The sequence below is a fragment of the Chromobacterium phragmitis genome (genome assembly GCF_003325475.1).
GTDB lineage: Bacteria > Pseudomonadota > Gammaproteobacteria > Burkholderiales > Chromobacteriaceae > Chromobacterium > Chromobacterium phragmitis.
Map to the genome: position 1 here is coordinate 1,499,847 of NZ_CP029495.1, position 13,732 is coordinate 1,513,578.

The window sequence follows — 13,732 nt, forward strand, 5'->3', positions numbered from 1 at the left end:
TGTCTCCTGTATTCATGTCATGCGCCGGCAGGCGGCGAGGCGCGATGGCGCGGAACCGGATGGGTCATCTTTCCCGACAGCAGGCTGGCGCCGGCGATCAGCGCGCCGCCCAGCCACTCCTGCGCCGACATCCGCTCGCCGGCCAGCAGGTAGGCGGACACCGCGGCGAACACCAGCTCCATCAGCATCAAGGTCATCGCTTGGCTGGCCGGCAGGATGGACACCCCATTCTGCGAAATCACGCTGGTGCACAGCAGCACCACCCCCAAAATGCACAGCAGCAGCCAGCTTTCGGCGGGGATCTCCAGCATCCTGTGCAGATCGCCGCTCCTCAGCAGGCTGACCGCCCCGATCAGCGCCACGCCGAACCATACCGTCGCCGACTTCACCGGCACCGGTATGCCCTGCGCCTTGCGGCTGACCACATTCCCCAGCGCGAAGGCCATGCCGCCCGTCAGCGCCAGCCACTCATAGCCATGGGTCAGCGGCAAACCGCCCGACAACAGCTCCGGCCGATAGATGAACACGCCGCAGCCCAGCAGCGACAAGCCCACCACGCCCCAGCCGCTGCGGGTCAGCCGCTCGTGCAACAGCAACCGCGACAATAGCGCGGTCCACAGCGGCGACAGGTAGAACAACAACAGCACCCGCATCACCTGCCCTTCTGCCACTGCCATCGTGTAACTGAAATTGCACCAGCCGAACAGCAGGGTCAGCAAGACCAACACCGGCTCGAAACGGAACTGGCGGCGATACAGATTGAAAAACAACGCCAGGCCCGCGGCAATGGTGATCAGGTAAATCGCCAGCGAGGCCATGGGCACGCTGACGCCCTGAGCGTTGAGGCTGCGGAACGGATACCACATCAGTCCCCACACCAGCGCCGTGGTGAGGATGCCGCTGGTGGCGAGAAATTTTTGTTTTACAGGTGTCATGGCTGTTCTTAAGATGATCGATTGCCTGTGCCGATTTTTGATGGAGAACCGCGTTGAATCCCCGCCTGGACCAATTGCACCCCTACCCGTTCCAGCGCCTGGCCGCGCTGCTGGCGGGCTGCCTGCCGCCGGACGAGCTGCCGCACATCAGCCTGGCGATGGGCGAGCCCAAGCATCCGGCGCCGCAATTGGTGAAGGATGCGCTGTGCGCCAACCTCTCCGGCCTGTCCGGCTACCCGGCGACGCAAGGCGCGCCGGCGCTGCGGCAGGCCTGCGCCGGCTGGGGGGAACGCCGCTACGGCGTGGCGTTGGACCCGGCGCGCGAGGTGCTGCCGGTCAACGGCAGCCGCGAAGCGCTGTTTTCGCTGACGCAATGCCTGGTGGACGCCAGCGGCGAGCGCAAGCCGGTGGTGGTCTCTCCCAATCCTTTTTACCAGATTTACGAGGGCGCGGCACTGCTGGCCGGCGCGGAACCGTACTACCTGAACTGCGAGGCGTCCCGGCGCTTCCAGCCGGACTGGGACAGCGTGCCGGACGAGGTCTGGGCGCGAACCCAGCTGCTCATCGTGTGCAGCCCCGGCAACCCCACCGGCGCGGTGATGGGCCTCGCGGATTGGGAAAGGCTGTTCGCGCTGTCGGACCGCTACGGATTCGTCATCGCCAGCGACGAGTGCTATTCCGAAATCTATTTCGACGAAGCGCCGCTGGGCGGGCTGTCCGCGGCGCGTCTGCTGGGCCGCGGCCTGGAGCGGCTGGTGATGCTGACCAGCCTGTCCAAGCGCTCCAACGTGCCCGGCATGCGCTCCGGCTTCGTCGCCGGCGACGCCTCCATCCTGGAGAAATTCCTGCTCTACCGCACCTACCACGGCAGCGCGATGAGCCTGACGGTGCAGGCGGCGAGCATCGCCGCCTGGAACGACGAGGCCCACGTCGAGTCCAACCGCGCGGCCTACGCCGCCAAGTTCGCCGCCGTCTTGCCGCTGCTGCGGCCGGTGCTGGAGGTGGGCATGCCGGACGCCGGCTTCTACCTGTGGGCCAAAGTGCCCGGCGGCGACGATGTCGCCTTCGCCCGCGCGCTGTTCGAGCGGCAGCACGTGACGGTGCTGCCGGGCAGCTTCCTCGCCCGCGACGCCCGCGGCGCCAACCCCGGCCGCGGCTATATCCGCATCGCGCTGGTGGCGGGACAAGAGGAATGCGTAGCCGCCGCGCAAAGGATTGTAGAATTCACCCAGACGCAGCGCGCCGCGATGCCGGCGTGACGCCCCGCCACAGGACCCAGAATTACAGATGACGACTTCGATTCACATTGCCAAAGGACTGAACCAGATGCATCCGATCCAGAGCCTGATCGAACAGGCGTTCGAGAACCGCGCCGAAATCACCCCCGCCACCGTGTCGCCGGAACTGAAGGCGGCCATCGAGCAAGTCATCGCCGAGCTGGACAACGGCCGCCTGCGCGTCGCCGAGAAGCAAGGCGGCGACTGGGTGGTCAACCAGTGGGTGAAGAAGGCGGTGCTGCTGTCCTTCCGCATCCGCGACAACGCGGTGCAGGACGACGGCGTCAACCGCTATTTCGACAAGGTGGACACCAAGTTCTCCGACTGGAGCCAGGCCCGCTTCCAGGAAGCCGGCTTCCGCGTGGTGCCGGGCGCGGTGGCGCGCAAGGGCAGCTTCATCGCCAAGAACACCGTGCTGATGCCGTCCTACGTCAACATCGGCGCCTATGTCGACGAAGGCGCCATGGTGGACACCTGGGCCACCGTCGGCTCCTGCGCCCAGATCGGCAAGAACGTGCACCTGTCCGGCGGCGTCGGCATCGGCGGCGTGCTGGAGCCGCTGCAGGCCAACCCGACCATCATCGAGGACAACTGCTTCATCGGCGCGCGCTCGGAAATCGTCGAGGGCGTGATCGTCGGCGAAGGCTCGGTGATCTCGATGGGCGTCTACATCGGCCAATCCACCAAGATCTACGACCGCGAAACCGGCGAGGTGATGTATGGCCGCGTGCCGCCGGGCTCGGTGGTGGTATCCGGCAACCTGCCGTCCAAGGACGGCAGCCACAGCCTGTACTGCGCGGTGATCGTCAAGAAAGTGGACGCGCAAACTCGCGGCAAGACCAGCATCAACGAGTTGCTGCGCGGCGTGTAACGCCTCCGCCCACGCCGGCCGCGCGGCCCCGCAACCGCGGCCGGTGTGCCATTATGGCAACACACCATCCTCATTTTCATGACGATAGATTTAAAAAGCCTCGCTTTTGCACGCCGTAACATGGCGATATTTGGCGCAAACTCGCCAACGCTATAAAATCCCTCTATTCGAGACCGGATAGTACGCTACCGCAAATCCCGGCCGGCCCTGCCCGCCATCCCAAGAGTAGCGGCATCTCCTCGCCCGCCGCGCGGTCCCGCTCTGCCGCATGGGGCGAACTCGGTTGAATTTAGCCGTCTTCGCGGGGTCTGATGATGGGCCCCACTTTCAAGCTGTTTGGAATTTTCGTGTCCACAGACCATTTCATCGAATTCAGGAACGTCAGCTTCGCCTACGGCGACCGGCCCATCCTGAAGCATCTGACTCTCAGCGTGCCGCGAGGCAAGCTGGTCGCCATCATGGGCGGCAGCGGCAGCGGCAAGACCACGCTGCTGCGGCTGATATCCGGCCAGATTCGTCCGCAATCGGGCGAAGTGCTGGTGGACGGCCGCGACATCGCGCGGATGAGCCAGTCCGAGCTGTACCAGCACCGCCGCCGCATGGGCATGCTGTTCCAGTTCGGCGCGCTATTCACCGACCTGTCGGTCGCCGACAACGTCGCCTTTCCGCTGCGCGAGCACACCAGGCTGCCGGAAAGCATGATCCGGGACCTCGTCACCATGAAACTGGAGGCGGTGGGCCTGCGCGGCACCCAGAAGCTGATGCCGGCCGAGCTGTCCGGCGGCATGGCGCGCCGGGTGGCGCTGGCGCGCGCCATCGCGCTCGATCCGCAGTTGATGCTGTACGACGAACCGTTCACCGGCCTGGACCCGATCTCGCTGGGGGTGATCGCGCTGTTGATCAAGAAGCTGAACGACGCGCTCGGCACCACCTCGGTGATGGTGACGCACGACGTTCACCAGTCGCTGGCCATCGTCGATCACGTGCTGTTCGTCGCGAACGGCCAGATCATCGCCCAGGGCACGCCGGACGAGGTCCGCAGTTCGGATTCGCCGTGGGTGCGCCAGTTCATCAACGGCGAGGCCGACGGCCCGGTGCACTACAACTTCCCCGCGGCCAGCACGCTGGCCGCGGATTTCGGTCTGCAAGGAGGCGAGCATGCTTGATTTCCTGACCTCGCCGCTGCGTCGCCTGGGCCACGCCACCATCAACGCCGTCTGGCGGCTGGGTTTCGCCGTCCGCTTCCTGGCCGCCATCCTGCTCAACAGCGGCCAGAGCCTGCTGCGGCTGCAGATGACGATACGCGAGATCTACTTCGCCGGCGTGATGTCGCTGATCATCATCGTGGTGTCAGGCTTGTTCGTCGGCATGGTGCTGGGCCTGCAGGGCTATACCACGCTGGCCAAGTTCGGCTCCGCCGACGCGCTGGGCGCGATGGTGGCGCTGGCGCTGCTGCGCGAACTGGGCCCGGTGCTGGCCGCCCTGCTGTTCGCCAGCCGCGCCGGCAGCGCGATGACCGCCGAGATCGGCCTGATGAAGACCACCGAGCAGCTGGACGCGATGAGCGTGATGGCGGTCAATCCGATGGCCCGCGTGATCGCGCCGCGCTTCTGGGCCGGCGTGATTTCCATGCCCATCCTGGCCGCGCTGTTCAACGTGGTGGGCATTTTCGGCGGCTATCTGGTGGGCGTGGTGATGATAGGCCTGGACGCCGGGACGTTCTGGTCGCAAATGCAGGGCAATGTGGATCTGCACTACGACGTGGTCAACGGCATCATCAAGAGCCTGGCGTTCGGCATCGCCGTCACGCTGATCGCCGTGTTCGAAGGCTACGACGCCACCCCGACCGCCGCCGGCGTGTCGGCCGCCACCACCCGCACCGTGGTCACCTCGGCGCTGGTGATCCTGGCGCTGGACTTCGTGCTGACCGCCTTCATGTTCTAGGAAAAAACCGAATGAAACGCTCTACCATTGATTTGTGGGTCGGCATCTTTGTCGCCCTGGGCATCGCCGCCGTCGTCTTCCTGTCGCTGAAGGTGGCCAATCTGACGCCTCAAAGCGCGTCGCAAACCTATGTCGTGTACGCCGACTTCGACAACGTCGGCGGCCTGAAAGTGAAGGCGCCGGTCAAGGAAGCCGGCGTGCTGGTGGGCCGCGTGTCGGACATCCGTCTGGACCCGAAGACCTACCGCGCCCGCGTCGCTCTGAACATCGACAAGACCTACCAGCTCAGCGACGACGTCAGCGCCTCGATCCTGACCTCCGGCCTCTTGGGCGAGCAATACATCGGCCTGCAGCAAGGCGGCTCGGAAACCAATCTGGCGCCCGGCGGCACCATCACCATCACCTCCTCGGCGCTGGTGCTGGAGCAGTTGATTGGCAAGTTCATGACCGGATTCGCCGGCAAAGACGCAAGCAAATAAGCGTCGCAAACGGGGCCAACCCTCCTCGCGGCACCGCGTGCCGCCTGACTCGTGAAAATGGAATGTCGCAATGAAGAAACTGTTTACTCTGTTCTGTCTGATGTTCGGCCTGTCTTCCGCCCAGGCGCTGGCCGCCGACACGCCGGTGGACATCATCAAGGACGGCTCGCGCCAGGTGCTGGACATCCTGAAGCAGGACAACGGCAAGAACACCAGGCAGATCCGCCAGCAAGCTGAAACCGTGGCGGTGCCGCTGTTCGACTTCCCGCGCATGACGGCGCTCGCCGTCGGCCTGGGCTGGCGCCAGGCTTCGCCTGAGCAGCGCAATGAGCTGACCCAGCAGTTCCAGACCCTGCTGGTGCGCACCTACTCCGCCACCATGACCCGCTTCAAGACCGCCCAGGTCAACGTGCAGCCCAACCCGGTGGCCGCCGCCGGCGGCAAGGACGTCACCGTCAAATCCAGCGTCACCCTGCCGGGCAACGGCAACCCGGTGGCCGTGGACTACGTGATGTACAAGGGCGACAAGGGCTGGAAGATCTACAACGTCAGCGTGGAAGGCGCCAGCCTCGTCACCGTGTACCGCAACAGCTTCAACGAGGAAATCCGCAAGAACGGCGTGGACGGCCTGATCAAGCTGCTGCAGGACAAGAATGCCGGCCCGGCGCCCGCCGCGCCGGCGGTCAAGGGCAAGGGCTGATGCTGAACGTCACCGCTCCGGGCGCGGCCAGCCTGGCCGGCCGCGTCGACATGGCCAGCTGCGCCGGCCTGGTCCGCCCGCTGACCCAGTTGGCCGCGCAAGGCCCGCTGCGGCTGGACTTGTCTGGCATAACGTCAGCCGATTCTGCCGCCCTGGCGCTGCTGTTGTCGGCTCGCCGCGCCGCCGAGGGCGCCGGCCACGCGCTGACGCTGTCCGGCATGCCCGCCGGCCTCGCCACGCTGGCCGGCTTGTACGATCTCGAACCTTTGCTTCGCGCCGGAGACTAACCATGCGCCCCGTCCAACTCCTGGCCGCTGCCACCCTGCTGGCTCTGGCCGGCTGCGCCAGCAACCCGACCACCGCCTACGACCCGTACGAGCCGTACAACCGCGCGATGTTCACGGTCAATGACAAGGCCGACCAGTGGGTGATCAAGCCGGTGGCGCAGGGTTACCAAACCGTCGTGCCGTCGCCGATCCGCACTGGCGTGGGCAACTTCTTCGACAACCTGAAGGATGTCTACAGCTTCGCCTTCAACATCCTGCGCGCCGAGCCGGAAAAAGCCGCCAACGACTTCATGCGCGTGGCGATGAACACCGGCTTCGGCCTGTTCGGCCTGATCGACGTGGCCACCCCGGCCGGCCTGAAGAACAACAAGACCTCGCTGGGCGACGTGATGTCGGCCTGGGGCTGGAAAAGCAGCAGCTATTTCGTGCTGCCCTTCTTCGGCCCGTCCACCGTGCGCGACAGCACCGGCCTCGCCACCTCCCTGGCCGGTCCCGGTCCGGAAAAGCTGGTCTATCACAACACCAACGAGGCCATCGCCTTCTACAGCGTCTACGGCATCAGCACCCGCGCCAGGTACCTGGGCGCGGAAAGCCTGCTCGACACCGCCGCGGTGGACCGCTACAGCTACACCCGCGATCTCTACATGCAGTTGCGCGCCAAACAGCTTGGGCAGCCGGACCCGACCCAGCCGGTGGACAACTTCAACCTGGACGATCTGATGAGCGGCGGCGACAGCTCCGCTCCCGCCGGCGAGCGCAAGGCCGCCGCTTCGGAGCCGGCGGCCGTCGCCGCCTCCGCCGCGCAATAATCGTCTACGCATGCAAGCATGCCGCTGCCGTTCCTCCCGGAGCGGCAGCTTTGTTTTTTCATCTTTCACAGTCAGGAATCACCATGAGCCAACTGCCCGCCTGTCCCCAATGCGGATCGGAATACACCTATCAGGACGGCGCGATGTTCGTATGCCCGGAATGCGCTCATGAATGGAACGAGCAAGCGGACGCGTCGGCCGAAGAGCAGCGCGTGGTGCGCGACGCCGTCGGCAATGTGCTGCAGGACGGAGACAGCGTCACCGTGATCAAGGACCTGAAGGTCAAGGGCTCTTCGCTGGTGGTCAAGGTGGGCACCAAGGTGAAGAATATCCGCCTGGTGGACGGCGACCACGACATCGACTGCAAAATCGACGGCATCGGCGCGATGGGGCTGAAGTCCGAATTCGTGAAGAAAGCCTGATCGAGAAAGACCAAGGGCGGCTCAGCCGCCCTTGGTCTGTCAAACCCTCTTCCCCGGCTTATTTCTGCTGGCTGGCGTAGCTGGTCATCAGATTGCGGTAGTCCGGGATGTGGGCGGCGAACAGCTGCCCCAGGCCGGTGATGTCATTGCGCCAATCGCGATGCAGCTCGCCCGCCACGCCGAACCAGCTCACCAATTGGGCGCCGGCGGCGGACATGCGGTCCCAGGCCGCCTGACGGGTCAGGTCGTTGAAGGTGCCGGAGGCATCCGTCACCACGAACACTTCGTAGCCGGCCTCGATGGCGGACAGCACTGGGAAAGCCACGCACACCTCGGTCACCACGCCGGCGATGATCAGCTGCTTCTTGCCGGTCGCCTTCACCGCGGCGACGAATTCCTCATTGTCCCAGGCATTGATCTGGCCAGGACGGGCGATGTAGGGCGCATCGGGGAAGCGCGCCTTCAGCTCTGGCATCAGCGGACCGTTCGGGCCGTTTTCGAAGCTGGTGGTCAGAATCGTCGGCAGCTTGAAATACTTGGCCGCATCGGCCAACGCCAGCACATTGTTGACGAAAGCGTCCGGCGCGATGTCCCGCACCAGCGACAACAAGCCGGCTTGATGATCCACCAGCAACACGGCGGCGTTGTGCTTGTCGAGACGGATATAGTTCTTGGTCATGTGAATTCTCCTTCGTGTGTGTCATCACCCGGCCCTCGGCCGGTCATGCTTGAAAGGCTTGCGCCGATGCCGCCATCCGGCCGCGCGCGGCGAATCTCGCCCTGAGTGTTACGCCATCCTGCCAAAATGGCCGGCCTCGAAATCGGCGAAGGCCTGCGCCAATTGTTCCTTGTCGCTCATGACGAAAGGCCCCTCGCCGACAATAGGCTCGTCCAGCGGCTTACCGCTCAGCAACAACAACTGGCCGCCAGCGGCGCTTGAGATCGCCAATCCGCGCCCTTCGCCGCCGATCACCACCATCTGGCCATAGCCGGCGCTTGCCTCGCCATTCACCGACACCTCGCCCTGCCTCACCACCAGCGCGCCGTTCCACCCATCTGGCAGCTCCAGCTCCACGCGGCTGGCCGGGTTTAGCGCAACGTCCCATAAATGCAACGGCGAGAAAGTATTGGCCGGCCCTTTGACCCCGGCGTGCTCCCCGGCAATCACCCGCAGGCTGCCAGCCTGGCCCGGCAACGGCACGACTGGAATTGCCGCAGCCGCAATCGCCTGATACGCCGGTTCCACCATCTTGCTCGCCGCCGGCAAATTGACCCACAGCTGGATCATTTCCAGCTCGCCGCCTTCGCGGGAAAAACGCTCGCCATGAAACTCTTCATGCAGCACGCCGCTGCCGGCAGTCATCCATTGCACATCGCCCGGCCCTATCGTGCCGCCATGCCCTGTTGTGTCTCGATGCGCCACTTCGCCTTGATACACCACGGTCACCGTTTCGAAGCCGCGGTGCGGATGCGCGCCGACGCCCCGCGGCGATGTCGCGGGCGGAAAGGTCTCGGGCCCCGCGTAATCCAGCAATAAAAATGGGCTGAGCTGCTTGCCGTGACTGCGATAGCTGAACAAAGTGCGCACCGGAAATCCATCGCCGACCCAGTGCGGCCGGCCTGGGGAATACACTCCGAGCAGTTGTTTCATTTGCGGCTCCTAGGCATCCGGCGCTTCGCCGTTTGCAGACATCATATTTCCCCTCGAAACAATGCGGAAGCCATTCAAATGGCATTACAATGTTCCAAAAATAGAACGATATCTCCCCGATGAACGATCTGAACGATCTGTATTACTACGCCCAGGTGGTGGAGTGCGGCGGCTTCGCCGCGGCCGGGCGCAAATTGTGCATGCCCAAGTCCAAACTCAGCCGTCATGTCGCCGCGCTGGAAGCGCGCCTGGAGGTTCGCCTGATCCAGCGCTCCACCCGCCACTTCATCGTCACCGAAGCTGGCCAGATGTTTTACGAGCGCTGCAAAGCCATGCTGACGGAGGCCGAAGCGGCGCTGGAAGCCATTTCCGCGCTCAAATCCGAGCCGCGCGGCCTGATTCGGCTAACGTGTCCCATCGGCCTGCTGCACATGCATGCGGGCGCCATGCTGGCCGATTTCATGGCCCTGCATCCGCACATCAGCGTGCAACTTGAAGCCAGCAACCGCCGCGTCGACGTCATGGCGGAAGGCATCGATGTCGCCATACGCGTGCGCCCCCCGCCGCTGGAAGACAGCGGTCTGGTGATGCGGGTGCTGTCGGACCGCGGCCAATGCCTGGTGGCCAGCCCGGAACTCGTGGCCCGCCACGCCCCACCTTTGTCGCCGGCCGATCTTCAGGGCTGGCCCAGCGTGATCCGCAGCAGTCCGCAAAAGACCTACCACTGGCAACTGCACGGCCCCCGCGACCAGGTTGTGATGCTCCATCACGCGCCGCGTCTGGTCACCACCGACATGCCCACATTGCGGCACGCCGCGCTGCGCGGAATCGGCATCGCCCAACTGCCTTTGCTCATGGTGCAGCAGGATATCGACGCCGGACGCTTGATCCGGCTGCTGCCGGATTGGCCGCCGCGGCGCGAGATCATCCATTTGGTATTTCCCTCTCGCCGAGGTTTGCTGCCGGTCGTACGGGCGCTGATCGACTATCTGGCCGAGCGCTATGCCGCATTGGAAGAAGACTGAATAAAGAAAAACGCCGCGGCCATCCGGCGCGCGGCGTTTTGACAGGCATCGAGAGGAGGATCAGCTGACGCGCTCGACCAGCGCGCCGACGGCGCCCAGCTTTTTCTCGATGTACTCGTAACCGCGATCCAGGTGGTAGATGCGGTCGATGATGGTTTCGCCTTCGGCCACCAGGCCGGCGATCACCAGGCTGGCGGAGGCGCGCAGGTCCGTCGCCATCACGGTGGCGCCGGACAGCTTGTCCACGCCCTTGACGATGGCGGTGTTGCCTTCCACTTCGATGTTGGCGCCCATGCGGTTCAGTTCCGGCACGTGCATGAAGCGGTTTTCGAAGATGGTCTCGGTCACCACGCCGGCGCCCTCGGCCACGCAGTTCAGCGTCATCAGCTGCGCCTGCATGTCGGTGGGGAAGGCCGGGTACGGCAGGGTGCGGAAGTTGACGGCCTTGGGGCGCTGCTTCATGTCCAGCGAGATCCAGTCGTCGCCGCACTCGATCAGCGCGCCGGTTTCGCGCAGCTTGTCCAGCACCGCCTCCATGCTCTGCGGCGCGGCGTTGCGCAATACCACGTGGCCGCGAGTCATCGCGCCGGCCACCAGGAACGTGCCGGCCTCGATGCGGTCCGGCATCACCGCGTATTCCACGCCGTGCAGCTTGTCCACGCCCTCGATCACCAGGCGGTCGCTGCCGATGCCGGAAATCTTGGCACCCATCGCCACCAGGCAGTGGGCCAGGTCGGTCACTTCCGGCTCGCGGGCGGCGTTTTCCAGGATGGTGGTGCCTTCGGCCAGGGTGGCCGCCATCAGCAGGTTCTCGGTGCCGCCCACGGTCACCATGTCCATCACGATGCGGGCGCCGCGCAGGCGCTTGGCGCGCGCCTTGACGTAGCCGTGCTCGATCGACACTTCCGCGCCCATCGCCACCAGGCCCTTGATGTGCTGGTCCACCGGCCGGCTGCCGATGGCGCAGCCGCCCGGCAAGGACACGGTGGCTTCGCCGAAGCGCGCCAGGGTCGGGCCCAGCACCAGGATGGAGGCGCGCATGGTCTTCACCAGCTCGTACGGCGCCACCAGGCTGTCCAGCTGCGAGGCGGTGATTTCCATCTCGTGCACATTGTCGGTCATCACCCGCACGCCCATGCCTTGCAGCAGCTTCTGGGTGGTGGCGATGTCGCGCAGCATGGGCACGTTGGTGAAGCGCATGGTGTCGGCGGTCAGCAGGCCGGCGCACAGGATGGGCAGCGCGGCGTTCTTGGCACCGGAGACGCGGATCTCGCCGTTCAGCGGGCCGTTGCCGGTGATTTTCAGTTTATCCATGATGATCTTGCTTTCAGGCTTGCTGTTTGGCCCACTCGTCCGGCGTGGCCGCCTTGACGATGGAGAGCGCGTGGATTTCGTTGCTGGCCAGGCGGCTGGCGATCACTTCCTTCACCATCCGGTGGCGGTCGATCAGGCGCTTGCCTTCGAAAGCCGCGGACACCACGGTGGCGTAGAAGTGGTGGCCGTCGCCCTCCACCTTGATGAAGGCGCAGTCTAGGCCGGCCTCGATGTATTGTTTGACTTGCTCTGGGGTCATCTTGATTGTCCGGTGCGAATATCGAATAGGTTAGTGGCGCAGCTTGTAGCCGGAGCGGATCAGGCCCAGCGCCAGCGCGCACAGCAGCGCGAAGCTGCCCGCCACCACGCCGGCCGACAGCCAGGGGCTGACGTCGGCCTGGCCGAAGAAACCGTAGCGGAAGCCGTCGATCATGTAGAACACCGGGTTCGCGTGCGACACGGCGTACCAGAACGGCGGCAGGCTGTTGATGGAATAGAACACGCCTGACAGGAAAGTCAGCGGCATGATCAAAAAGTTCTGGAAGGCGGCCAGCTGGTCGAATTTCTCCGCCCAGATGCCGGCGATCACGCCCATCGCGCCCAGCACGCCGCAGCCGAGCACGGCGAAGGCCAGCGCCCATAGCGGCTGGGCCGGCAGCGGCAGGCCGAACCAGGCGGTGACGGCGAGCACGCCGGCGCCCACCGCCAGGCCGCGCACCACGGCGGCCAGCAGGTAGGCGAAGAAGAACTCGGCCGCGGTCAGCGGCGGCAGCAACAGGAACACCAGGTTGCCGGTGATCTTGGACTGGATCAGGCTGGACGAGCTGTTGGCGAAGGCGTTCTGCGCCATCGACATCATCGCCAGGCCCGGAATCAGGAAGGCGGTGTAGCCGACGCCGGGATAGGCCTCGACATGCCGGGACAGCACGTGGGCGAAGATCAGCTGGTACATCAGCGCGGTCAGCACCGGCGCGGCGATGGTTTGGAACGCCACCTTCCAGAAGCGCACCAGCTCTTTCTTGAACAGGGTGAGGAAGCCTATCATGCCGCGCCCCCATTCATCATTTTGACGAACACGCTTTCCAGGTCCGTCTCCACCACGTTCAGTTCGCGCACATCCACGCCCGCCTGGCGCAGCTCGGCCAGCACGCCTTCCAGTTCGGACAGGTCGGCCAATTGCAGCACCGCGCGGCCGTCTTCGTCGCGCAGCTTGCGCGGCGCCAGGCTGGCCGGCAGCTCGCCCGCCAGCTTGAAGGCCACTTCGCGCCGGGCGCTGTGGGCCAGCAGCTTGTCCTTGCTCTCCAACGCCAGCAGCTTGCCCTTTTTCAGCATGGCGATGCGGCCGCACAGGGCCTCGGCCTCTTCCAGGTAATGGGTGGTCAGCACGATGGTGGTGCCGGCGCGGTTCAGCTCCTGCACGAATGTCCACAAGCTCTGGCGCAGCTCCACGTCCACGCCGGCGGTGGGCTCGTCCAGCACCACAACCGGGGGCCGATGCACCAGCGCCTGCGCCACCATGACGCGGCGCTTCATGCCGCCGGACAGCGCGCGCATATTGCTGTCGGCCTTATCGGCCAGGCCCAGCTTGAACAAGAGCTCGTCGATCCAGGCGTCGTTGCGGGAGAGGCCGAAGTAGCCGGACTGGAAGCGCAGCGTCTCGCGCACCGACAGGAAGGGATCGAACACCAGCTCTTGCGGCACGACGCCCAGCGCGCGCCGCGCCTGGCGGTAATCGCGCACCACGTCGCTGCCCATCACCCGGATGCTGCCGCTGTCGGGGCGGGCCAGGCCGGCCAGCGCCGAGATCAGCGTGGTCTTGCCGGCGCCGTTGGGGCCGAGCAGCGCGAAGAACTCGCCGGGCTCCACGGCGAAGCTCACCCGGTCCAGCGCCTGCAGCTGGCCGTAGCGCTTGCTGACGACCTCGATTTCAATTGCGTGGGACATGAAAACCATGACGCCACCAGTGCGATGCCATATCGATAAGGCCGCGCTAGTGGCTTGAGAAAAAAGCGCAATTA

Annotated in this window: 17 protein-coding genes; 10 read left to right on the plus strand and 7 right to left on the minus strand. The window is 65.1% G+C overall.

Features of this window, described 5'->3' with window-relative positions:
• Positions 1-17: 17 nt before the first annotated feature.
• Positions 18-935 (minus strand): DMT family transporter, encoded by a 918-nt coding sequence (locus DK842_RS07060; RefSeq protein ID WP_114060825.1) that lies wholly within the window; start codon positions 933-935, stop codon positions 18-20.
• Positions 936-988: 53 nt separating this feature from the next.
• Here DK842_RS07060 and dapC point away from each other — a divergent pair, with 53 nt between their 5' ends.
• The 9 genes from dapC (at position 989) to DK842_RS07105 (ending at position 7,724) form a co-directional block, all read left to right on the plus strand.
• Positions 989-2,194 carry a succinyldiaminopimelate transaminase gene (dapC, locus tag DK842_RS07065; RefSeq protein WP_114060826.1) on the plus strand — a complete coding sequence of 402 codons (1,206 nt, stop codon included), beginning with the start codon at positions 989-991 and terminating at the stop codon, positions 2,192-2,194.
• A 67-nt stretch (positions 2,195-2,261) separates the two neighbouring features.
• Positions 2,262-3,083 carry a 2,3,4,5-tetrahydropyridine-2,6-dicarboxylate N-succinyltransferase gene (dapD, locus tag DK842_RS07070; protein ID WP_114063657.1) on the plus strand — a complete coding sequence of 274 codons (822 nt, stop codon included), beginning with the start codon at positions 2,262-2,264 and terminating at the stop codon, positions 3,081-3,083.
• Between the two features lie 347 nt (positions 3,084-3,430).
• Positions 3,431-4,249, plus strand: coding sequence for an ABC transporter ATP-binding protein (locus DK842_RS07075; protein ID WP_168191837.1), 819 nt, complete (start codon positions 3,431-3,433; stop codon positions 4,247-4,249).
• The gene (gene mlaE, locus DK842_RS07080) at positions 4,242-5,027 is read left to right on the plus strand and encodes a lipid asymmetry maintenance ABC transporter permease subunit MlaE (RefSeq protein ID WP_114060827.1); all 786 of its coding nucleotides are present in this window, start codon (positions 4,242-4,244) and stop codon (positions 5,025-5,027) included. The genes DK842_RS07075 and mlaE overlap by 8 nt, the downstream gene beginning before the upstream one ends.
• Before the next feature lie 11 nt (positions 5,028-5,038).
• Positions 5,039-5,506: an outer membrane lipid asymmetry maintenance protein MlaD gene (gene mlaD / locus DK842_RS07085; RefSeq protein ID WP_114060828.1), complete on the plus strand. Its 468-nt coding sequence runs from the start codon at positions 5,039-5,041 to the stop codon at positions 5,504-5,506.
• 70 nt (positions 5,507-5,576) lie between these two features.
• A complete protein-coding gene (locus DK842_RS07090; RefSeq protein WP_114060829.1) occupies positions 5,577-6,206 on the plus strand; it encodes an MlaC/ttg2D family ABC transporter substrate-binding protein in 630 nt (209 codons plus the stop codon).
• A complete protein-coding gene (locus DK842_RS07095) occupies positions 6,206-6,493 on the plus strand; it encodes an STAS domain-containing protein (RefSeq protein WP_114060830.1) in 288 nt (95 codons plus the stop codon). The genes DK842_RS07090 and DK842_RS07095 overlap by 1 nt, the downstream gene beginning before the upstream one ends.
• Before the next feature lie 2 nt (positions 6,494-6,495).
• Positions 6,496-7,302: an MlaA family lipoprotein gene (locus DK842_RS07100; RefSeq protein ID WP_114060831.1), complete on the plus strand. Its 807-nt coding sequence runs from the start codon at positions 6,496-6,498 to the stop codon at positions 7,300-7,302.
• An 83-nt stretch (positions 7,303-7,385) separates the two neighbouring features.
• Complete coding sequence (locus tag DK842_RS07105) at positions 7,386-7,724, plus strand: zinc ribbon domain-containing protein YjdM (protein ID WP_114060832.1); 339 nt, start codon at positions 7,386-7,388, stop codon at positions 7,722-7,724.
• 58 nt (positions 7,725-7,782) lie between these two features.
• Here DK842_RS07105 and ycaC read toward each other — a convergent pair whose 3' ends face one another.
• Entirely contained in the window at positions 7,783-8,403 is a 621-nt protein-coding gene (gene ycaC, locus DK842_RS07110; protein WP_114060833.1) for an isochorismate family cysteine hydrolase YcaC, read from the minus strand.
• Positions 8,404-8,511: 108 nt separating this feature from the next.
• The gene (locus tag DK842_RS07115; protein ID WP_114060834.1) at positions 8,512-9,375 is read right to left on the minus strand and encodes a pirin family protein; all 864 of its coding nucleotides are present in this window, start codon (positions 9,373-9,375) and stop codon (positions 8,512-8,514) included.
• Positions 9,376-9,494: 119 nt separating this feature from the next.
• Between DK842_RS07115 and DK842_RS07120 the strand changes: the two genes are divergently transcribed.
• The gene (locus DK842_RS07120) at positions 9,495-10,400 is read left to right on the plus strand and encodes a LysR family transcriptional regulator (protein ID WP_114060835.1); all 906 of its coding nucleotides are present in this window, start codon (positions 9,495-9,497) and stop codon (positions 10,398-10,400) included.
• A gap of 60 nt (positions 10,401-10,460) precedes the next feature.
• Here the strand turns inward: DK842_RS07120 and murA are convergent, their stop codons facing one another.
• From murA to DK842_RS07140, 4 genes are read right to left on the minus strand one after another with little or no spacing between them, the layout of a single operon-like run.
• A complete protein-coding gene (gene murA, locus DK842_RS07125; RefSeq protein WP_114060836.1) occupies positions 10,461-11,714 on the minus strand; it encodes a UDP-N-acetylglucosamine 1-carboxyvinyltransferase in 1,254 nt (417 codons plus the stop codon).
• Positions 11,715-11,727: 13 nt separating this feature from the next.
• Positions 11,728-11,973 carry a BolA family protein gene (locus DK842_RS07130; protein WP_114060837.1) on the minus strand — a complete coding sequence of 82 codons (246 nt, stop codon included), beginning with the start codon at positions 11,971-11,973 and terminating at the stop codon, positions 11,728-11,730.
• Positions 11,974-12,003: 30 nt separating this feature from the next.
• On the minus strand, positions 12,004-12,759 hold the full coding sequence (locus DK842_RS07135; protein ID WP_114060838.1) for an ABC transporter permease: 756 nt from the start codon (positions 12,757-12,759) through the stop codon (positions 12,004-12,006).
• A complete protein-coding gene (locus tag DK842_RS07140; protein WP_114063659.1) occupies positions 12,756-13,658 on the minus strand; it encodes an ABC transporter ATP-binding protein in 903 nt (300 codons plus the stop codon). The genes DK842_RS07135 and DK842_RS07140 overlap by 4 nt, the downstream gene beginning before the upstream one ends.
• Between the last annotated feature and the right edge of the window lie 74 nt (positions 13,659-13,732).